General features: G+C 39.3%; 18 protein-coding genes and 1 pseudogene. 13 read left to right on the forward strand and 6 right to left on the reverse strand.

Annotation, left to right across the window (positions count from 1 at the left end; translation table 11 throughout):
- Positions 1-39 precede the first annotated feature (39 nt).
- The 3 genes from ACQKNS_RS15330 to ACQKNS_RS15340 all read left to right on the forward strand — a co-directional run bounded on the left by ACQKNS_RS15330 (position 40) and on the right by ACQKNS_RS15340 (position 4083).
- Complete coding sequence (locus ACQKNS_RS15330) at positions 40-1470, forward strand: amino acid permease (RefSeq protein WP_427644035.1); 1431 nt, start codon at positions 40-42, stop codon at positions 1468-1470.
- A 75-nt stretch (positions 1471-1545) separates the two neighbouring features.
- A complete protein-coding gene (locus ACQKNS_RS15335) occupies positions 1546-2988 on the forward strand; it encodes an aldehyde dehydrogenase family protein (RefSeq protein ID WP_427644037.1) in 1443 nt (480 codons plus the stop codon).
- 63 nt (positions 2989-3051) lie between these two features.
- Positions 3052-4083, forward strand: coding sequence for an aromatic ring-hydroxylating oxygenase subunit alpha (locus ACQKNS_RS15340; protein ID WP_427644039.1), 1032 nt, complete (start codon positions 3052-3054; stop codon positions 4081-4083).
- Between the two features lie 184 nt (positions 4084-4267).
- Here ACQKNS_RS15340 and ACQKNS_RS15345 read toward each other — a convergent pair whose 3' ends face one another.
- The gene (locus tag ACQKNS_RS15345; RefSeq protein WP_427644041.1) at positions 4268-4714 is read right to left on the reverse strand and encodes a DUF5392 family protein; all 447 of its coding nucleotides are present in this window, start codon (positions 4712-4714) and stop codon (positions 4268-4270) included.
- A 505-nt stretch (positions 4715-5219) separates the two neighbouring features.
- Here ACQKNS_RS15345 and ACQKNS_RS15350 point away from each other — a divergent pair.
- Positions 5220-5600, forward strand: a complete 381-nt coding sequence (locus tag ACQKNS_RS15350) for a hypothetical protein (RefSeq protein ID WP_427644043.1) — start codon at positions 5220-5222, stop codon at positions 5598-5600.
- Positions 5590-6060, forward strand: a complete 471-nt coding sequence (locus tag ACQKNS_RS15355) for a hypothetical protein (RefSeq protein WP_427644045.1) — start codon at positions 5590-5592, stop codon at positions 6058-6060. Before ACQKNS_RS15350 ends, ACQKNS_RS15355 begins: the two co-directional genes overlap by 11 nt.
- A gap of 235 nt (positions 6061-6295) precedes the next feature.
- On the opposite strand, the gene ACQKNS_RS15360 is transcribed toward ACQKNS_RS15355, so the two are convergent.
- The 4 genes and pseudogenes from ACQKNS_RS15360 to ACQKNS_RS15375 all read right to left on the reverse strand — a co-directional run bounded on the left by ACQKNS_RS15360 (position 6296) and on the right by ACQKNS_RS15375 (position 8544).
- The gene (locus ACQKNS_RS15360) at positions 6296-6871 is read right to left on the reverse strand and encodes a hypothetical protein (protein ID WP_427644047.1); all 576 of its coding nucleotides are present in this window, start codon (positions 6869-6871) and stop codon (positions 6296-6298) included.
- Positions 6872-6891: 20 nt separating this feature from the next.
- Complete coding sequence (locus ACQKNS_RS15365; RefSeq protein ID WP_427644049.1) at positions 6892-7458, reverse strand: membrane-spanning protein; 567 nt, start codon at positions 7456-7458, stop codon at positions 6892-6894.
- Positions 7459-7586: 128 nt separating this feature from the next.
- Positions 7587-7913, reverse strand: coding sequence for a hypothetical protein (locus ACQKNS_RS15370; protein WP_427644051.1), 327 nt, complete (start codon positions 7911-7913; stop codon positions 7587-7589).
- Positions 7910-8544: pseudogene (locus tag ACQKNS_RS15375) on the reverse strand (GerAB/ArcD/ProY family transporter). Before ACQKNS_RS15375 ends, ACQKNS_RS15370 begins: the two are co-directional and overlap by 4 nt.
- A gap of 691 nt (positions 8545-9235) precedes the next feature.
- Here ACQKNS_RS15375 and ACQKNS_RS15380 point away from each other — a divergent pair.
- From ACQKNS_RS15380 to ACQKNS_RS15405, 6 genes are all read left to right on the forward strand, one after another.
- Positions 9236-9589 (forward strand): GNAT family N-acetyltransferase, encoded by a 354-nt coding sequence (locus ACQKNS_RS15380; RefSeq protein WP_427644053.1) that lies wholly within the window; start codon positions 9236-9238, stop codon positions 9587-9589.
- A 747-nt stretch (positions 9590-10336) separates the two neighbouring features.
- Complete coding sequence (locus ACQKNS_RS15385; protein WP_427644236.1) at positions 10337-11959, forward strand: spore germination protein; 1623 nt, start codon at positions 10337-10339, stop codon at positions 11957-11959.
- A 34-nt stretch (positions 11960-11993) separates the two neighbouring features.
- Entirely contained in the window at positions 11994-13181 is a 1188-nt protein-coding gene (locus tag ACQKNS_RS15390; protein ID WP_427644055.1) for a Ger(x)C family spore germination protein, read from the forward strand.
- Positions 13182-13434: 253 nt separating this feature from the next.
- Positions 13435-14520 (forward strand): GerAB/ArcD/ProY family transporter, encoded by a 1086-nt coding sequence (locus ACQKNS_RS15395; protein ID WP_427644056.1) that lies wholly within the window; start codon positions 13435-13437, stop codon positions 14518-14520.
- Between the two features lie 505 nt (positions 14521-15025).
- Entirely contained in the window at positions 15026-16219 is a 1194-nt protein-coding gene (locus tag ACQKNS_RS15400; protein ID WP_427644058.1) for a M14 family zinc carboxypeptidase, read from the forward strand.
- A 256-nt stretch (positions 16220-16475) separates the two neighbouring features.
- Positions 16476-17540, forward strand: a complete 1065-nt coding sequence (locus ACQKNS_RS15405) for a M14 family zinc carboxypeptidase (protein WP_427644060.1) — start codon at positions 16476-16478, stop codon at positions 17538-17540.
- Positions 17541-17762: 222 nt separating this feature from the next.
- Here the strand turns inward: ACQKNS_RS15405 and speB are convergent, their stop codons facing one another.
- Complete coding sequence (gene speB / locus ACQKNS_RS15410) at positions 17763-18731, reverse strand: agmatinase (RefSeq protein ID WP_427644062.1); 969 nt, start codon at positions 18729-18731, stop codon at positions 17763-17765.
- A 406-nt stretch (positions 18732-19137) separates the two neighbouring features.
- On the opposite strand from speB, the gene ACQKNS_RS15415 reads away from it, so the two are divergent.
- Entirely contained in the window at positions 19138-20484 is a 1347-nt protein-coding gene (locus ACQKNS_RS15415) for an APC family permease (RefSeq protein WP_427644064.1), read from the forward strand.
- 608 nt (positions 20485-21092) lie between these two features.
- On the forward strand, positions 21093-22370 hold the full coding sequence (locus ACQKNS_RS15420; RefSeq protein ID WP_427644066.1) for a Glu/Leu/Phe/Val family dehydrogenase: 1278 nt from the start codon (positions 21093-21095) through the stop codon (positions 22368-22370).
- Positions 22371-22393: the final 23 nt, after the last annotated feature.

Consider the following 22393-nt stretch of genomic DNA (forward strand, 5'->3'; position numbering starts at 1 on the left):
TGTTTAGGCAGTTTATCGATCAGAAACGGGGGGGAATTCATGCAAACAGAAAATGAAAATCAGCCAAAAGAATTACAGCGTTCAATGAAGAGCAGACATTTATTCATGCTCTCCTTAGGTGGGGTGATTGGAACAGGTCTTTTCCTGGGATCAGGATATGCAATCAGTGAAGCTGGGCCCTCAGGAGCGATTGTTGCCTATTTGGTGGGTGGTTTATTAATGTACTTGGCGATGATTTGTCTTGGTGAATTATCGGTTGTGATGCCTGTGTCCGGTTCCTTTCAGGTCCATGCAACAAAATTTATTGGACCCGCCACTGGTTTTGTAATTGGCTGGATTTACTGGCTGAGCTGGGCTCTTTACGTAGGCTTGGAATTTGTAGCGGCCGGTTTGCTCATGACTAGATGGTTTCCCGATATACCAGTATGGATATGGTGTGTGATATTCACGGTACTTTTATTCACTATAAATGCATTAACAACAAGAAGTTTCGCAGAGACAGAGTATTGGTTCTCCGGGATTAAAGTACTTGCCGTTATTCTATTCATAATAATCGGTGCGGCAGCGATGTTTGGATTGATTCAAATGGGGGATGCGCAACCAGCCCCGTTCTTATCCAATTTTATAGGTGATGGACTGTTCCCTACAGGATTCACTGGTGTATTTATATCGATGATGACAGTCGTATACGCATTTCAGGGATCGGAAATCATGGGTGTTGCAGCAGGAGAGACAGAAAACCCGCAACAAAGCATTCCGAGAGCGATTCGAAACATCGTAATACGTGTTCTGCTTTTCTATGTGTTGGCAATCTTTGTTCTATCGGCTATCGTTCCGTGGCAAGAAGTCGGTGTGCTGGAAAGCCCATTTGTTACCGTGTTCGAAATGGTAGGCATTCCTTATGCAGCTGACATTATGAATTTTGTTATTTTGACAGCTGTTCTCTCTGTTGGAAACACGGGTCTGTTTGCTTGTACCAGGATTCTTTTCTCCCTTTCCCAAAACGGGATGGCGCATTCTGCATTTGGAAAGCTCAATCGGCGCGGTGTACCTTTTAATGCCTTACTCGTCACCATGGTCTTTGCCTTGCTGTCACTACTTACCAGTGTAGTAGCGGAAGAAACGTTATTCGTTGTGCTGCTTTCCATAAGCGGGGTTGGAGGGGTGCTTACTTGGATGGCGATTGCATTCGCACAGTATAGATTCCGTAAACAGTATATTAGAGAAGGAGGAAAGGTTGAAAATTTGAAATTTAGAGTACCATTTTTCCCGTTTGCTCCGATTCTTTGCATCCTTATGTGTCTAGGTATTTTCGTGTTCACCGCATATGATCCGACACAGAGAACCTCGTTGTATTGGGGATTGGGTTTCGTCGTTGCTTGCTATATATTTTACTATTTTAGATATACGAGAAGGAAAATAGAGGTTCCGGCATTATCGAATGAACAGCCCAATGATTTCATTCAATAGAAATTATTGTTCATATGCCGACGAAGTGCAACCTTAAAGAAAATCTACCATCAATAGAATGTGGGGGGAAATCGTATGCGTTACTTAAATTATATTAATGGAAAATGGCAAGAACCAACTACTGGGGAGTATAAGGAAAACCTTAGTCCTCATAATGGAGAAAATTTAGGGGAATTTCCATCCAGTGCAGCCGCAGATTTACATGATGCAGTGGCTGCCGCAAAAAATTCATTTCCTGCTTGGAAAAAACTATCGTTTCAGCAACGGGCTTCATACTTGCAGAAAGCGGCAGAGATATTGAAAAAGAATATGCAGGAAGTAGGTCAAGATTTGATAAAAGAAGAAGGAAAAACATTCTTGGAAGGGATGGGGGAAGCCAATCGGGCTGCCAGCATTCTTGAATATTATGCTGCTGAAGCACGGCAGCCAATCGGAGAAGTAATTCCTTCTGCGAATGCCGATACATTTTTATACACTACCCGTACCCCGCTCGGTCCGGTGGGGTTGATTACACCATGGAACTTTCCAATCGCCATCCCTGTATGGAAATTGGCGCCGGCCTTGATTTACGGAAATACAGTCGTGATTAAACCGGCTGATCTTACACCTAAGTCGGTCTATCATGTGATAAAAGCATTTGATGAAGCTGGTCTTCCGCCTGGTGTCATGAATTGTGTATTCGGAAGGGGGTCCGTCATTGGTGCTGCATTAGTGGAACATCCGGATGTGAAGGCTATATCTTTTACCGGCTCGAATCAAGTAGGTCAGCAAATTCAAAAACAAGCGATTGATCATGGGAAGAAAGTGCAAGCGGAAATGGGAGGGAAAAACCCGCTTGTCGTACTTGCTGATGCTGACCTTGAAAAAGCAGTGGAAATAGCGATAGGAGGAGCTTTTAAATCCACTGGGCAAAAATGTACAGCCACTAGCAGGGTGATTGTCGAAGAAGGAATATATGAAGCATTCCGTGACCGGCTAGTCGCCCGTACGAAAGAATTAAAAGTGGGCGACCCGCTCAACGAAGAAACATATATTGGTCCCGCTGTATCTAAATCACAGCGCGATGGCGTTCTTGAAATGATTGATGCCGGGAAATCGGAAGCAACGCTATTGTGTGGAGGAGAGATTCCGACTGATGAGGAATTGACGAACGGTTATTATGTCCGACCGGCCATCTTCGAAAATGTTGAGCGGCATGCCCGCATTGCACGTGAAGAAATCTTTGGACCGGTCATCGCCCTGTTTAAGGCAGGAAATTATGAGGAAGCAGTTATGATGGCGAATGATACAGAGTATGGATTGAGCGCAGCAATTTGCACGAATAATTTAACGGCGGCTCAAAGGTTTATTGAAGATGTCGAAGTGGGTCTTGTCCATGTCAATTCGGAAACAGCAGGCACTGAACCGCAAATGCCATTTGGCGGTTGTAAAAATTCAAGTACAGGCAGCCGTGAACAAGGGAAGAGTGCCGTTGAATTCTATACAGAAGTCAAGACAGTCTATATGGATCGGGTATAACAACAAATCGTACCAAGCTTTTTTAAACTTTTAATCAGTTCATAATTCAGGAGGGATTTTAATATGTCCACTAAAGAAAATGTACAGTTCAGCCCTACACTCCCTTATTCACGGTATGTCGACCCAGAGGTCTTCAATGAAGAAAGAAAAAAAATTTTTAAAAAGAGCTGGATATTAGCGGGACATGCAAGCCAAGTTGAAAAAGTGGGCGATTTCATGACATTGGATATCGCCGGAGAGCCTATTATCGTTTCTCACGGCACCGATGGTGAACTGCGTGCTTTCTACAATATTTGCCCTCATCGCGGAATGAAAGTAGAAAACTCCGATAAAGGAAATAAAAAAATTTTACAATGCGGATATCATGGATGGACGTTCAAATTAGATGGAAGTGTATATAGAGCTCCTAATTTCAAAACGAGTGATTTGGGCATGCACAGCTGTATGAAATCCATAAGCTTAGAAGTTCAGAATGCTATGATTTTTGTCAATCTAGACAAAAATGCACCTTCCATGGCAGAAGCATATCAGGAATTTTTAAAGGAAATGAAAGAGTATCCCTTCTTTGATTCACTGAAACTAGTTAGGGAAACCCGCCGTGTAGTGAAGGCTAATTGGAAAGCTGTTGTTGACAATTACCTTGAATGTGATCATTGTTCCATTGCTCATCCTGGCTTTGCAAAATCTTTTGATTTATCAAACTTTTGCACAACGACACACGACAAATTCACCTATCAATATATGACCGTAAGCAAGAATGGTGAGGGTGACCAAGCGCGTTTTTATTGGGTTTGGCCAAATATGATGATTAACGTTTATCCAGGAGACGGGAATGTGAATACCATTCAAGTAATTCCTGTTGATGCTGAGACGTCGTTAGGTATTTATCGTGATTACTCCCTTGATGAAAAAACAACCAAAGAAAAAGAAGAATACTTTAAATTTGTTGATCAAGTACGGCAGGAAGATTTTGAACTGGTGGAAAAATTGCAAAAAGGATTAAGTTCCGAGGCATTTACAAATGGCATCTTTTCTCCAACTGAACATGCTGCAGTTTATTTTCATGAGCTCATTGAAAATAACCTTCGGAACTAACTAGCTGTCAATAGGAATGCACTTAAGTAAGAAACGTTCATGGAGAATTGTAAGATTATTAGCACTTAAGCAACCAACCAGTGTGATTCGGGAGTTATACCGGATCATACTGGTTGCGTTGTTTTATTTGTGATGACTTTTTGGACGACCGATAAAGTTATGAGATTTGCGAACTTCCTTTTATTTATTCCGGGTGTGAGGATTTGTTCTTCCATTGTTGTTCTTCAGCGAGAAATTCCAAAAAAACATTCATGGCAGTAATCGGATGCTCGTTTACTCTTTTAAAGTAGTTATTTTTTCTGGCATCTGTTAAATAGCCGCTTTTATTGATTCTCTCCAACATATATTTTTGACTCATTTTCACTATTTCTCTTTGGTTGTGTTTGTTTTCTTTTAATAAGGCAAATCCTACAGCTCCCACCAATGCATAGATTCCAAGTGAGATTTTCGAGATGGGTAGAGATTCGTTCTTAAATAAAAGAAAAAAAAGATTAATGATGGAAAAGCCTATCATCACAGTCGAAAAAAAACCGTATTTCATATTTTTCTTCAACAAGGGGGACAATGTTGATTGAAGTTGTTCGAGTTCGGCTTGCATGAAGCCCGGTATATTATTTATTTTGATATTCATTGTTTCCTCCTTACTATTTTGCAAGAACCCAATAAGTATATGGCACTAAAAAAATGTACCTATTCAATGAAACAGGAAAAGGAACCTGATAATATATATCTTATCGTTTGGAAACGTGTTTGTCATTTAATATAACCCAAGGACTTTTTTAGGGAATAGTTAACGAAATTGACGTATGTGAGTGATGAATGGAATGCCAAATTATGTGTTGGAACTTCTCAGATAGACAGGTTCTTACAGTATGAGGAGGCCAAATGAAGATCATTTGCCTTAATTATACACAATGGTATAAATGATGAATGAGATATGGTAAAATGGTCCTTAAATGGAAGTTGTTTTTTTCGTTTTCTCATCATTAATAGTTATGGATGGCAGCCCTTCGCCTTTTTTTGTCATAAATACGTGACTATTGTGGTATTTTGTTCTTTTAAATCGAGTTTTGGAACAAATCAATATATAATTAGAAAGCGAGATATTAGATTCAAAGATTAAGGAGGGACACAGAATGATGGAATGGGCTCTGATCATTTTGTTTGCTGCAGCAGTATTACTGTTCATTTTATCGTTTATTAAAAAGGATTCTTTAAAAGTGGACAGTCAATTGGAACAGGTTGCCATCACTTTTGGAGATGAAATGAATGTATTACAGGAAAAGATCAGGAACATCGAGATAGATGCTGAAATTACGGTGCAAGAGGCAGGCATTCTAGCAATGTCTTCCGAAAAACGGATTTTATTGCGTGAAGTACTCGACCTACATAAGCGAGGCTATTCATTTGAAAGCATCGCACTGAAGACAAAACAGCCGGAAGATGAAATAGAACGCATGCTTACTCCTTACATACAAACGAAGAATGAAAGGAGAAATGTGGCCAATGACATCTAAATCAATGCGCAGCTTTGCCGGAGGCATCGTTGTTGCAGCAGGCTTATGCGGTTCAGTGTACTTCTTTGGTCCAGGTGAAGCGAACGGCACATCGGAGAAACTATCAGAAGATGAAATGAAAGAGTCTCTGGCTTCAGAAGGGTATGTCATACATTCGGAATCAGAATGGGAAGATCAAATTGCTGAAGCACAGTCGGTTAAAGATAAAGCGGATGCCGAAAAAGAAAAGGTAAAAGAACCAACAGAAAAAATCATATACCGAACAGTTCTTACTGTGTCTAAAGGCTCGACAAGCATCGATGTGGGTAAAACCCTACAAAAGGCAAAAGTCATTAAAAATGCCAATGATTTTTCTGACGCGGTTGAAAAGAAAGGCAAGGCCAACGGATTACGGCCTGGAACGTATGTGGTAGATAGTGCGATGACGACGGAAAAAATAATTTCCATCATATTTAAATGAACATAAAAACGACCATCGATAAGATGGTCGTTTCTGTTTGTCGACAAAAGGTTAGGAATGGTCATATCCCGCACCCTTTTCGTTTTATATGGAATGAAACCTCTTTAGATTGAATAAATTTGCGACATTCCTGCCGAATAACTGTCTTAGCCGATACCCCGGAGACGTTTGCGTCGAGGAGGCTCGGCAGACAGTCGGCGGATAGGGAGCGGATTTCTGAAACTGGAACGATTTTTCATGTTTCCTTTAACTTAATCTTTGTCCTCACTCCGGCCCACACCGCAATGATAAGTCCTCCAATAGTATCCGCGATTAAATCTATCATTGTATCTTTATTCCCTCCGCCCTGCAGTGTCATTCCGAACAATTGATCAGAACTGAATTCGTAGATCTCCCATATGACACCACCAAGTGCTGAGAAAGAGAGGGTAAACAAAAAGACAAACAAAGGGGAGATCTCTTTGCCTGCATTTCTGTATACCAATCGTTCATATAAGGCAATTCCCGTAAAAGCAAGAAGGGAACCGCTTAGTAAATGTAATAATGTGTCCCACCACCCCAGTCCATACCAACCTAAAATAGAACCTAAAAATTGTGAACCGAATAAGAAGATTAAATAGGAAATGATAATCGGCAGGTTGAATTGAAGCCTGGTAGATAGGGCCAGTAAAAGGGGAATTGCCCCACATACCACACCGCCTATCGAAACCAGTGATTTGAAAGTTTCATCGGCTGAATAGAAAAAAATAGATAAAGCTGCCATGAAAAGTACATATACTAAACTTAATGATATAACTAGCTTACGATTCATATGATTACCTCAACAAATCATCATAATTTTAATTTTTGTACACAAGAATAAATGGAAATAAGCAATCCGCCGGTAAGACCGAAAATTAGATCGTACATGGTATCTTTATTACCGCCACGCTGCATGGTATGAGTAAAAGTCTGATCACCTGCGAACTCATATATTTCCCAAAGAACAGAGGCAGTGACTGAAAGTGAGAGAACAAAAAGAAAAATGACCCATCTTGAAACATCTTTTCTCGCTTTTTGAGGGATGTATAGTTTATAAAGAGCAATCCCAACAAAACCTACGAAGATCCCTTTATAAAAGTGAAGGCCAGAGTCCCACCATTTATAATCAACATAAAAATTTGCGATAGATCCTAAAAATGTCGTACAGAAAACAAAAACATAATAACCGATTATGAGTGGAATGTTAAAGGGGTTATTTTTTACAAACAGTAATGAAATCGGCAAGGCACTTACCAATATTCCGCCTAGAGCTACCATCCATCGGGAAGAATCATCTTTAATGAGGTAAAAGATGAGTAAACCAGTCATGAATGCTATAAAAACCAGACTGAAAATAATGATTATTTTATGTTTCAATATACTCACCTCATTCGTAAATATTCATTACAATCATATCCAATTCTGCCAGATACAACTCGGCAAATTGGATTTTGGGTCCTTTTAATGATGTTATTTTTTAAATCCTCCAACTCACATCAGTGTTATCATTGTTGGCCACCATAATGCTTTTTAATGATATTTTTAAATTTAACCGTGATAAACAATAATAAAGGCATGACCAGACCAAAAATCGATGCATGGAATAACCATATATTTTTATTGAATTCCCCAGCTAATGGGACCGTTGGGAAAACAATCAATGAATAGAAAACCATTATCATCCCTAAAGCTGTAGTAAATGGACGATAATCCTTTATCTTGAATATGTTAGAAAAAACAACAACCGATACATAAAAATACATCACCGTCCTGGTATAGATTGTAAAGATCCAAATCATGGCAATAATGGCTTCAACCCTTTTTTCTTTCATTGACCTTTGAAGGGAAGATCATTAAAAACATAACAGGAGACAGCGTAAACACGCTGACGAAAAAAGTGTCCCCCGAATAACAGGTTTGGCTCGTATTCAAATACTGGCTGAATGTTTTGGATGTTTGCTTGAGGAATGATGGAAACCAAAAAAATAATCAGTAATATTGATACGGGTATGAAGAATATTTCCAACGTGCGTGTAAAAGTTTCGATACCAAGGCGAACTGTAAAGATCACTACTGTAACCAACAATATATTTAATGCAACAAGGGGGGATCCGGCATCCAAAAAGTTTCAATGAAATTCCCCACATAATAAGTAGTCTCGGCGGCAGTCGAAAAAGACCATAAGAAAAAGGCGAGATTGATCATCTTACCGACTAACTTACCGAAAACCTTTTCATTTATTTGATCTAAAGGGAGATCTGGGTATAAATTTCCAACCTTGATGTAAAACCAAACAAAAATGAATGCGATTCCTGTCCCAAGTAATGCAGCAATCCACGCATCCTGCTTAGCAAAACTAGTTAAAGGAGAAGGAGTATGCAAAATAACCGTTCCTACCGAATATAAAAGGATTAAAATCATCAATTGATGTGATGAAATTTTGAAACTATCAGGCATGATCATTCACCTTTTTGTTTGTTCCTTCCTACTTAATATTCCATATTTTTGGCTATTGTTTTTAAAGTTATTCACACAGAGATTAATTGCCTTTCTTCAACATTCCATCTCCGCTTCAGTATCCGTGCCCGATTTTCCTGGGATTCTCCTCAAAATTCCGATATTCCATTAGAACATTTCAATGGTAAGGTATAGAAATTTATCGCGAAATCATTTTAAAAGCAATGAATTGCCAATCATTCAGTATGCTAGATTTAAAAAATCGAAAATAAACAAGTATTTTAAAAGGTGCAGCCATGCCTAAATGCATTACGAATGTTGTTTTTTAACCTGCGCAATTCTCAAAACCGAGTCAAAATGTTCATGCATTGTATTGAAAAACACACAGGAAGATTTTTTTACTACACAATAAATGAGTGGTAATCAGTGATGGCCTTAGCGAGACGAGCAAAACGAAAGAAGAGTATTTTACTTGTCATGCTTTTTCTTAAACTTTCCACTGATGCTCTCCTTCGAGCTGGTACGATTCTTGCATATTATTTTTTGTGTATATCTCTTTTGTGTGTATATTTAATATTTACGAAGAAAGAAAAATGGTGGAAATTAGGTTAAACGCACAAAATTATTGAAAAACATTTATTTTGCCGTTAAGGGCAGCCGAAGCAATTAAACTTAAGAAGGTTAGGAGAATATTCGTATGAAAATACCAGTGGAAAATATTGTAGAGTTAACTGTAGAACATCAATTCTTGCAGGCTTATCCTGTATTAAGTCAATTACGAACTGATTTGAGTTTAGAGGAATATCTAGAATTATTAAATGATATGCGTGAGGAGGGTAAACAGTTATTTGCTTTATATCATGATACAAGCATCGTAGCTTTAGCAGGTATTAGTTGGCGTGAAGATTCATATAATGAACGTTATGTGTTTGTACAAGATTTGGTTACTGATGTAAATCATCGTCCTAGTGGCCTTGGATATAGACTGCTCAGTTATATACATAATTGGGCAAAAGATCATGGTGCTGAATATATTACATTGGAATCTTGAATTCGGTGCCTTGACACAATGGATTGTTCATTTCATATACAATTTTTTAGGAGGGGCTAGCACCTACTGGGTGCAGCCTTTTTTTGTGGCTATGCATTAGCGATGAAATTTCAAACGACTTCTAGAGGGAATTTTGGAAAAAAGGAGTGACCAGGTATTAAAAATCTATACACCTATTCAAAGGCAAGTTGCCTTGTCACCTAAAAATAAGATTATAGAAACTCTGTGAATCTCCGCAGAGTTCTTCTTCATGTTTGAATGTCCTTTAACCATCCAACTTTCTGCCACATCGTTCAACAAAAAAATAGAAGTTTTTGCTTATGAAAATGATAATAAAACAAAATTATGCGAATACTGGCGATTTATGCATTTACTCATAGAATTAATCCGACTTCTTCATTTTTAGGATTTCCACATTGTAATCAAAAAGCAGCGCCATTCCTGTCATTATTCCTCTCGACAAAACTAGTCTGAAAGGTTAATCCGAGGCACATTCTGCAACCTTTAATCAAATGATCGAACTTCACGAATCATCGTTTTTTTGTTGAAAAAAAGTGGGATTTTAAAAAAGATTATCATGTCTACAATGAGTTAGCTCTTTATTCATTGCAATTAATTTTACTTAGATGGATATAATTGCAGCCAAGGTGAAAACATAATTTTAACAGGCTATTGGTTATGAGGGGGTAAGCATTGAAATCTCGAGTTCCTATCCCATTGAGGAAGATAATTGAAAATAAACAAACAGTGAAAAATAAAAAACAACAAGAAGACCTAAATCAAAGCAAAAATCCAACTAAAAATCAAAACCAAAATCCAGTTCAAGCCGAATATCGAAGTGAAGACTCAAAAAAGCATGAAACAAAACTTATATCCTCTGATCTTCAATATAATTTAGACCATATCAAGAAAACGTTAGGAAATAGTTCAGACATAGTTATAAGGGATTTTCAAGCAGGTAAAATTGGGGAACTTAAGTTAGGCCTCGTTTACACAGATGGATTAACGGATTCGGTATCCGTCCAAGATTTCATCCTCGACACTTTGATGGTTGAAATTCGGGACTCGGATTTGGATGTAGCGGCCTTTAATCCCTCTGACTGTTTTGAAATGATAAAATCACATACTCTTCCTATAGGTGGAATAGGGGAAGTGACTGATTTCCAAAAACTTTTTAATCATGTTTTATCGGGGGACACGGTGTTATTGATGGACGGCTTCCCAAAAGGAATGGCACTCGGCTCAAGAGAATGGGTCGATCGCGGAGTTCAGGAACCTTCCTCACAAACAGTAGTAAGAGGCCCGAAGGATGGGTTCACTGAAACGCTGCGAACAAATACTGCTTTAATAAGACGGAGAATCAAAGATCCTTCCCTTTGGCTTGAAACAAAACAGATTGGTGAAAAAACGCAAACAGACGTTGCAATTATGTATCTGAAAGGTGTTGCCAATGATAAAACGGTTTCAGAATTGCAAAGCCGGTTAAATCGAATAAAAATAGATGCGATTCTTGAGAGTGGCTACATTGAAGAACTTATACAGGATGAAGTATATACCCCATTTCCAACCGTATATAATACGGAACGTCCTGATGCCGTAGCCGCTGCCCTGTTGGAAGGAAGGATTGCGATATTTGTTGACGGAACGCCGTTTGTCCTTATCGTTCCAGCACTGATGGTGCATTTTTTTCAGTCCAGTGAAGATTATTATCAACGGGCAGACATTGCCACATTAATTCGAATATTACGGTATTTATCCTTTTTCCTTGCGTTGCTTACACCTTCACTTTATGTAGCTGTCTCAACCTTTCATCAAGAAATGCTTCCTACTCCTTTACTCATAAGTCTAGCTTCACAACGTGAGGGTGTTCCTTTTCCAGCTTTTGTAGAGGCGATGATGATGGAGGTAGTGTTTGAAATCTTGCGTGAGGCAGGTGTGAGGATGCCCAGGGCTATCGGTTCATCCATTTCCATCGTAGGTGCATTAGTTATTGGGCAGGCTGCTGTTGAAGCAGGGTTCGTTTCAGCAACAATGGTTATCATCGTGTCCTTGACCGCCATCTGCAGTTTCGTGTTCCCAGCTAATAGCATGGCCATGGCTTTTCGGATGCTTCGGTTCTTGTTTATGATCCTGGCCGCTACATTTGGATTATACGGAATCATTTTGGGGCTGATCGTGATGGTCCTACATTTAAATAGCTTGCGATCTTTTGGTTTGCCATATCTAGCTCCAAATGCACCATTCATTTTACAAGATCAAAAAGACAATATCGTCCGATTGCCGCATTGGTCCTTATTAAAGCGGCCTCATTTGATCAGTAAAAATGATACAGAAAGAGGAGATACCAGTGCTCCGAAACCACCTGAATAACACCAAGATAAAATGATGAGATATGAGGGTCACGATGAAAAAAATGTTAATCGTATTTTTAATGGTACCAATGATTTGTTTATCCGGCTGTTGGAGCAGCATTGAATTGAATGAACTTGCCATCGTTACTGCCATGGGAATTGATAAAACAGAAGCTGGATATATGGTAACCGTCCAAGTTCTGAATCCGAGTGAGCTTGCAGGTGATGCTAGGTCTGGTCGTACGGAAGTTGTAACCTTCAGGAAGAGTGGAAAAACCATTTTTGAAGCCCTTAGAAGCCTATCAACTGATGTACCAAGGAGGTTATATGTAGCACATCTTCGTGAAGTTGTCTTTGGTGAGGAAATGGCCAGGGAAGGAATAGCAAAGCCTTTGGATTACCTTTCCCGGCTAAAGGAGTTGCGTTCAGATTTTTATATGACTGTTGCGAAGGGCTCAACTGCATATGATACGCTTAATGTGCAAACGGCCCTTGAGAAAATACCGGCCAATAAAGTCTTTGACTCCTTGGAAAATTCAGAGAGAAGATGGGCACCGACAAGGACGGTCACTTTGGATGAGTTGGTCAGCAGTATCGTCAGCAAAGGCAGGCAGGCCATGCTAACGGGGATTTACGTTTATGGTGATCCCGAATCAGGAAGCAATGTTACCAATGCACAAAATATCTCCCCAAAATCCGGCTTGCGATTGGATTATCTTGGAGTATTCAAGAAGGATAAACTTGTCGGCTGGTTAAACAGGAACGACAGTAAAGGTGTTAGTTATATTACAGATCATGTTAAGTCCACTGCGGTAAATATTCCATGTGAAGGTGAGCAAATTACGGTCAACACGACTAGTTCAAAAACGAAAATCAAAGGGAAAATGGTAAAAGGAAATCCGAAAATTGATATAAATGTCACGACAGAAGGGAGTATAGGTGAAGTAGAATGCACAATTGATTTAACTAAACCCGAAAAAATCGAAGAATTGAATGAAAGATACGCAAGAGATATTAAAGGGAAGATAGAAGGTTCGATAAAAACGCTTCAAGAGAAGTATCAAAGTGACATTTTCGGTTTTGGTGATGAAATCCATAGAACTGATTCTAAAGCATGGAAACGATTAGAAGGAAATTGGGACCAGGAATTCGCAAATTTGGACGTGAATGTAAACGTTAAAGCAAAGATTCGTAATCTAGGAACGATATCGGAATCCTTTCAAAAAGAAATCGAGGAGTAAAGAACAATGTGGGCAATCATTGGAACAGTGTGTACTGGAGCTATTATTTCATTTTTCGAAATACCACCTCTTATTAAGAAGAAATGCTGGAAGGAAATTGTCATTTTCATTTTCTTGCTTTTAGTTGGCATGACATTGAGTATTTTGATAATCCGGGATATTACCATTCCCACTCCTATTGACTGGATAACGAAAATATATAGTCCACTCTCTCATTTCATGGATCGTATTTTATCCTAGGGAGGTATCGACCATGCTCGAAAAAGGGAAAATCAGCTCTGGTGAATTTCTTATATTGGTCATTATATTCACTATAGGAGGAGCGATACTTACTTTACCTTCCGTTCTTGTCTCATTAGCAAAACAGGATGGCTGGATTACCTATATCATAGCCACTCTCATCGGTTTATGTTTTGTTTACTTATATACCCGGCTCGCCTGGCTTTACCCATCCATGACTTATATAGAAGTTAATGAAAAAATATTTGGCAAATGGATCGGGAAAATCTCGGCACTGCTTTTCCTGTTTTATATTTATTACCTTTCTTCTGCGTTACTAAGTGAAATTGGGAATTTCTTTTCGACACAGGTTCTGGGTGAGACACCTATGGAAATCATAATGATCATGTTTATATTAACAAGCTTATTTGGTGCACGGCTTGGACTGGAAGTCATCTCCCGGACAGCATTAATTTTTTTCCCTTGGCTTGTACTGCTGCTTTGCATATTATTCGTATTTCTTATCCCGGATATCAAATTCGAAAATATGCAACCTATATTTGAAGAAGGCATGAAACCAATCATGAAGGGATCATATCACTCTTTAGCACTGCCTTATGTTCAGCTTGTTTTCTTTTTAATGCTCACTCCATATGTAAAGGAAAAGGCTGAAATGAAGAAAAGCTTTTATTTAGGGACTTTATTAGGTGGCGGAGTTCTTTTCTTAGTGATCATTTTCTGTATCCTCGTATTGGATGCTTCTAATACAGCAAGATTAACCTATCCTTCTTATAAACTGGGGATGAGGATAAGCGTTGGTGATTTTTTTGAAAGGGTCGAGGTCATCGTGGCATTCATTTGGGTTTTTACAGAGTATTTTAAGTTGACCATTTGCTTTTATGGACTCGCCTTGGGACTAGCTCAATGGCTAGGATTAAAAAATTACAAAATCCTTCTTTTCCCATTAGCTTTTCTAATTCTCACTTTAACCATCTTTTCGCATCCCGATATCGTACATTATCAAAACTTTATGGCTACAGCGTGGACACCTTTATCCTTAACGATTTGTTTTATTCTTCCATTGTTATTATTAATCATTGGGAAAATTCGAAAAAGGTAAGGGCAGCTTGCATCCCATTAGATATTTTTAAGTGGATGTTCCATCTGGATGCGACTGACGGAAACAATCAAAACTAGGATGGGATTCGCTGCAGTTTGCGAATTTTACATGTTTTAGGACCGGGGTTATCCGTGATACACATGTCGCGGATCATTTTGCATGGGAAAATCGGGACATTTTTCAAATGGCAAATATTCATGATCTGAATAATGACGCAACGGAAATAGTATAGATAGATACTTTCAATTTTGAAAGTCTGCTGCTTCATGGTTAAAACTTGTACAGATGTAAAGGAGGAGGGAGGTTTGTCTTGGTAGAGAGCAGAACAAATGCCCGGTTTGATTCCATCCGAAAACTCTTGTACGGGAGTGGACATTACTGCAATGTTTAAAACATATGCTAGATCATTAAAAACCATAATACGACATCAAATTCCAACATATTTCTACTTTGCCATTTTGTATAATAAGATAGAAAAATATTTTAAGGGAGTGATTGTTGTATTATGAAAAACAGGAAACTTGTTTCAACTCTAGGAGTTGCCGTTTTATCGGCGGGTATTGCGGCACCAACATTTGCAGCTAATGAAACATCACCAGGAACCCCCATTCAACAAACTTATTCGGTTTCAGGTTTTACAGATCATGCTGAACTAGGGAAGAAGCTAGAACAAATTGCGAGTGATAGCAAAGGTAAAGTGAAAGTGGATGTAGCTGGATATTCCAATAGAAATAGAGAAATCTATAAAGCAACCGTGGGAACAGGTGACAAAGTCGTTTTAATTCAAAGTGAGATACATGGGAATGAGAAAACCGGTACGGATGCCATCTTGAATATTTTGAAGTTTTTGGGGACCAATTCTCCTGAAGCAGAGAAAATTCGTAAAGAAATTACCCTGGTGGCTTTGCCTAAAATGAATCCGGATGCTTCTGAATTGAACCGTCGGGGTAATGATATGACCTGGGCAGAGGTCGGGGAACAGTTTCCACAGTTAGCCGGAGCGAAACCATCCTGGAACTATTATACATACAAAAATGAATCATTCGATTATGAGTCCAAACCTGGCTTCGATGTCAATCGTGACTTTAATCCTGATTTAAATTATATTCCTCAAGCTAAAGACTTCCCTGGGAAATCATCCACCCCTGGTTGGTTCATAACACCTGAATCACAAGCATCACGTGATGTTTACAAGTCTCTGTTGAAGCAATATGGGAAGGTGGAGATTTTTGTCGACTTGCACCACCAAGCTCCCTATTATGAAATCGATGGAACGGATGATTTAGTCACATACTCGCTTTCCGCTCAATTTGTACCTGATCCAAGAACGCCTTCAGGACAAGAGTACGCCAAATATGCAAAAAACTATAACTATGATTTTTCCAGACAATTGAATGTAGCGGTATATAATGCGATGAAGGAACAAGGCAATTCTCCATATGGGAATATATCTTTATATCCGCAAAACCAAAACCTTCCTGGAACGGCTTTAGGAGCCTTTGCTTTAAACGGAAGTGGGACAGTACTCTTTGAAGTTAGAGGACAGACACAGTCTTTTGGCCAGAAGAAAAAAGGCATGCTTATTAAAGCAGTGGAAAGAGGGTTATATGGAATAATTGATGGAGTTACTGATGGCTCAGTATATAAAATCAATCCGGAACAATACGATTCAATTCCACTGACGGAGGGCAGGCAATAATAAAAGTTGATAGTTTTATCAACTTAGTAACCAGACGGGTACCCGCCTGGTTTTTCTTCAAGATCTGTTTCGGCAAATATGAAAAGTTTTTTGAATATCGAACTTTGGAGAAGTAATTCTTTTCTAGTTATATGGTTAGAAGAAAACTATTTTGAAACATAGTTATTTTTCACTATTAACACAAAGTGTTAAAAATGTCAGAATATTAGTAATAATCATTTTTCATGATTATTAAAGTTGATAAGGAGGGTTTTTATTGAATTTTAAAAAGAAAGTCCTATCAGTTTCATTATCCAGTTTAATGACGTTAAGTGCTGTAACAGCTGTTGCGCTGCCAGTCGGAGCGGTTGGAAATGGTCCCAGTGCTGGAAATGGGCAAGTGACAACTTCAAATCTTCATACATATGAAAGCCTGGTAAGCTATCTTAAAACGCAGGATGCTAAACAAGAAAGGCTGTCACTGGAAGTAATCGGCGAAACGGTAAAAGGGAGAGATATTTACCTAGCGAAATACATGTCAAATCCTAAGAATCCTACTATACTATTTTTAACTCAACAACACGGAAATGAACAACTGACTACTGAAGGTGCACTAGAGTTCATTAAACATTTAGGCACGAATAAGACTAAAGGTTTATTGGAAAATGTTAATATACTGGTCATTCCCATGTTAAATGCAGACGGGGCAATGGGAGATGTTAATTTCCCTCTAGATGACTATTTAGCAAAAGGTGATCGGCACCTAACACGGGCAAATGCAAATGGGATCGACTTAAACCGTGAGCATGATAAAAAAACTGATTCCATGCAAGTGGAGGTAAAGGCTTTACACGAAAATGTATTTGCGAAATACGATATAGATTACATGATAGATTTACATCATCAAGGGACGTTAAGCGAAACAGATGGTGAACTTGTTTCAGGTTCAATTCTTTATCCTACAAACGCTAACGTAAAGCCTGAAGTATTAGAAGCGTCAAAAAAACTGGGTGCTGTCGTATATAACTCGATTGAACCAACTGGCTGGGGTCATATTGGTAAGTATGGTGGCGGTTCTGGAGAAAACATAGGCCGTAATGGTGCAGCCGTTCGCTATGATATTGCTACACTGCTTTTTGAGATGCGGGGTATGTCCGACCACAATATCGAGTCAGTGGCACTTGGACAAAAAAGTAATGGCTATCTAATAAAGCAAACAATAACCACTTTGGATGCCGCCGTCAGAGCCGTTGCCGATGATTCAATTGAAACTGTCGATGCTAGCTTTTGGGACACTTTGCCAACACAATCAAATCGTCCTGGGGCAGAATCAGACGAATAAAATGATAACACATCCCATTCTTTCAGATGGGATGTGTTTTTTTATTTTCCCACACCGATAGCTCGAACTTGTTCATCAGTTTATATGAAATGATTAATAGAGGAAATGAAACAAGATTAAAGATGATATAGAAAAAAGGCATCTGCTTTTATTTAAAGCAGGTGCCTTTTGAACGATAACATCTTGACCTGAAAGACCCTTCTTTACTAAATACCGCTTGTTTTATAAACTTTTTTCGGCTGAATTCTCTTTTTTTTGTTCTTCTTTAAGCTGTAAGGCTACTAAACTGGCAAAGTCATGAATGATGGTGGCTGCCAATAGTGATGTAATTTGCGTTGGATCGTACGGCGGGAGGACTTCCACCAGATCGAACCCAATAAAGTTGAATCCTTGCAGAGAGCGTATCATCTCTAGGGTTTCAAAGCTATTTAGACCGCCGACCTCCAAGGTGCCTGTTCCAGGAGCACATGATGGATCTACAAAATCAATATCAAAGGTCAAGAAACATGGTGTATCCCCAATGGTTTTCTTGACTTCCTTCACGACATCTTCGATTCCTCTTTTCTTCAGCTCAGGCGTAGTTATCACGTTGTAACCTAGATCTGTACTTGAATCTATATCGCCTGGATGATTGAGCGTACCTCTGATGCCAATCTGGAAAACTTTATCCGTTTGGAGCAAGCCTTCCTCAAATGCACGGATAAACGGGGAACCATGCCAGTATTTTTCATCATAATAAGTATCCCAGGTATCTGTATGTGAATCAAAATGAAGAAGTGCAACAGGGCCGTGTATTTTTGCGGCAGCTCTTAGATTAGCCAATGTTACTGAATGATCTCCTCCGATGCCTATTGGGATGATACCGTTTTTCATCAAGTCTGCCATGGCCTTTTCAATTAACTCATAGCTTCGATGTATATTATGGGGAATCACCGAAACGTCCCCAATATCAATTGCATTACATTCGTCAAACGGAAATACCTTGTGAATCGGATGGTAAGGAAACAACGTCATGGATGCCTGGCGGACTGCTTGCGGAGCAAACCGGGCCCCTACCCTGAATGAAGCAGCTGTATCAAAAGGCATACCTACCACTGCCAATTTGGCATTCTCTCTTGTAGAAGGTAAGCGCATAAATGATCCGGTGGTACAAAACTCTGGTTTAACATCAGGGGATAAAGGATATTTCATTTTCTATTCCTCCATTTTCTTATAATAATAGTTTTGAAACTCATATAAATGAATTCCTATGGATGATTAATTATGCAATTATCATGCCAAGTTGCAGTAAGCGATTTGATGAGCATTTTTACTGCATATCATTTGCTTGGGTTATGCAAAGGCGAATAATTTATGGGAAATTGAATCGCCGATGCTCCTAGATTTCATTTCAATGAATCAGTCATGTGCCGTTAAGAATACAGGAATTAAGTAGTGTTTTTGGCTTTTTTCGTTTGTCGAGGAAACCGAAATCATGTGGCACAGAATTTGCATTAGTGTATACAGGTATAACTTTTAAAAGAGGGAGGCATGAAGAATTATCTAGTTAGGAAATTGAACCTACTGGTTTGAAAGCGGTTTCAAGGAGGAATGATAGGTGGAAAATGAGGTTACATTGAAAAGATCACTGAAATTATGGCAAATCGTTATGATGGGGTTAGCATATATGACCCCCATGGTCGTATTTGATACATTTGGAATTGTATCTGGGATTACGGGCGGCCATGTGCCAACTGCCTATATCTTTGCACTGGTGGGGATGCTTTTTACAGCAGCAAGCTATGGAAAACTTGTAAAGGTTTTTCCTGCTGCAGGTTCTGCCTACACTTATACGCAAAAGGCCATGAACCCGCATTTAGGATTCCTGGTGGGATGGTCTTCGTTGTTAGACTATTTGTTTTTACCTATGGTGAATGCATTGTTGACCAAAATTTATCTCACAGCATTATTTCCAGAAGTTCCTACATGGATTTGGGTAGTGTTGTTCGTGGCAATCGTCACCATTCTCAATCTCCGGAGCGTCAATGTACTTGCTAACTTCAATGCTTTTTTTGTTTTAATTCAGATTGCCATCATGGCAGTGTTCATCATTCTTGTCGTCAAAGGCTTAAATGATGGAGAAGGTACAGGAGAAGTGTTTACGATAATGCCTTTCGTAAATGAAGGAATGGACGTTTCGGCAATAATAACCGGGGCCACAATCCTTTGTTTTTCCTTTTTGGGCTTCGATGCGGTAACGACACTATCCGAAGAAACGCCGGATCCGAAAAAAACGATTCCAAAAGCGATATTTTTAACTGCACTTTGGGGTGGAATCATCTTCATTACCGCATCTTTCTTTATTCAGCTCTTTTTTCCGGATATATCCCGCTTTAAGGAACCGGATGCTGCATTACCGGAAATCGCCCTTTATGTAGGTGGTAAGTTATTTCAATCCATTTTTCTTTGTACGACTTTCGTCAATACGCTAGCCTCTGGACTAGCATCCCATGCCAGCGTTTCCCGTCTTTTGTATGTTATGGGACGTGATAAAGTGTTTCCGGAAAAATGGATTGGGTTTATTCACCCTAAATGGAAGACGCCAGCCATTAATGTACTCATAGTTGGAGTCATTTCTTTGTCGGCTTTATTCTTTGATTTAGTGACAGCGACGTCACTGATCAACTTTGGTGCATTAATGGCATTTACTTTTGTAAACCTGTCGGTAATCAGCCATTTTATCATTCGGGAAAAGAAACATCGAACGATAAAGGGGTGTATTCAATACTTAATAATGCCTTTAATTGGAGCTATAGCAATTGGAATTCTTTGGATTAACCTTGAGGCAAGTTCCCTAATAATGGGGACAAGTTGGTTCATTATTGGATTTTGTTATCTATTATATATCACAAAGGCATTCCGGAAGGCTCCGCCCCAATACCAAGTTGAAGAAATTCAGCTATGAGACTTTGAAAGTAAAAAACGATCCGATAAGGATGAGTCAGTTTGTAGCCAAAAAGGTTTTGGAATAGTTTCATTCCAAAACCTCTTTGGTTTTTTATTTGAATGAAGAATGAATAGAATAGTTGACAAAGGCCCCCCGGCCAATTCCGGTGGGCCTTCTTCTTTACATTCATTGCAGAGTAAGTAGGCGTCGCAGCAATCTACTATAAGTCCCCTCTCAATTCAGTGTGTAGACAAAAGGAGTTCTTTCTATATTTTAAAACAAAGTTGATTGGAGCGGGGGTACGAGGCACCTGCGGGAAAAGCGCGTGCCTGGAAAGGAAATCAACGTTCAAATTGTACAACCCCTTAAATGACTGTCGACAAACACGAATTTCATCTAGTTTGTCACCGGCTGATACATCGTAATAAGGATGCTTTTTTATGTATTCAATCATCACTGCTTACATATGCAAACCTGAATTGCTTATGAATTAATACATATATCCTGACGATTGTATGGTGATATTGATGATTGCAAATGGCGGTATTTGGCTTTCCACAGGATATCTTCAAAGCTGGCATGAAAGTTGCTTAAGTAAGTTATAAGAATAAAAGTGAGGTGCTAAAATGACAGGGAAAATGAAAGTAATTGAAAAACGTCAATTGGATAATCCACTGCAAGAGTTCCAGGATATCTTAAAAGAAGCGATTCATGTTTTGGGCTATCCAGATCAGGTTTTTGATTTTTTGAAATCGCCAATGCGTTTTCTGGAAGTCAGTATTCCTATTCAAATGGATAATGGGGAGACAAGGATGTTTCAAGGGTATCGGGCTCAACATAATGATGCAGCCGGGCCAACGAAAGGGGGGATTCGGTTTCACCCGGATGTCACTCCTGAAGAAGTTAAGGCATTGGCCGGATGGATGAGCTTGAAATGCGGAATAACCGATCTTCCATATGGAGGGGCAAAAGGTGGCATTGTATGTGATCCCAGACAGATGAGTTCATCTGAGCTAGAACGATTAAGCAGAGGGTATGTCAGGGCAGTAAGTCAAATAGTGGGCCCTACAAAAGATATTCCGGCACCTGATATGTATACGAATTCACAAATCATGGCCTGGATGCTGGATGAATACGATCACATCAGGGAATTCGATTCACCCGGATTCATTACAGGAAAGCCTCTGAGATTAGGAGGATCGAAGGGCAGGGAAAAGGCCACTTCCAAGGGAGTATTATATACACTTCAAATGATATGTGATTTAAAGGGGATTCCTATTGAATGCATGCGGGTAATCATTCAGGGATTCGGGAATGTTGGCAGTCATTTAGCGTTGTATTTACATGAAATGGGAGCTAAGGTTGTCGGAATTGCGGATGAGCTTGGAGGCTTATATGATCCGGATGGCTTGGATATTCCTTACCTTTTGGAGAACAGGGACTCTTTTGGGGTCGTTTCGACTTTATACAAAGATTCATTATCCAATCAAGAATTGTTGGAAAAAGAGTGTGATGTGCTGATTCCCGCAGCTATAAGCGGAGTGGTGAATAAAGATAATGCAAAACGATTAAAATGTGAAATCCTGATCGAAGCAGCAAATGGGCCGACAACAAAGGAAGCGATCAAGATTCTTGATGATAAAGGTATAGTGCTGGTCCCGGATATTTTGGCGAATTCAGGAGGGGTGATAGTCTCATATTTTGAATGGTGCCAGAACAACCAAGGTTATTACTGGACGGAAGAGCTTGTGGATGAACGATTGAAGGAAAAGATAACGGCCAGCTTTTTGAATGTCTACCATACTTCACAAAGATATTCCGTGAACATGAAAGTGGCAGCTTATATTGAAGGGATTCGCAAAATTGCAGAAGCATCCCAGCTTCGAGGTTGGGTCAGGTTCTGAGAGAATTAGGGCTTACAAGAAAG

Source organism: Peribacillus sp. NPDC094092 (genome assembly GCF_050279365.1).
GTDB lineage: Bacteria > Bacillota > Bacilli > Bacillales > DSM-1321 > Peribacillus.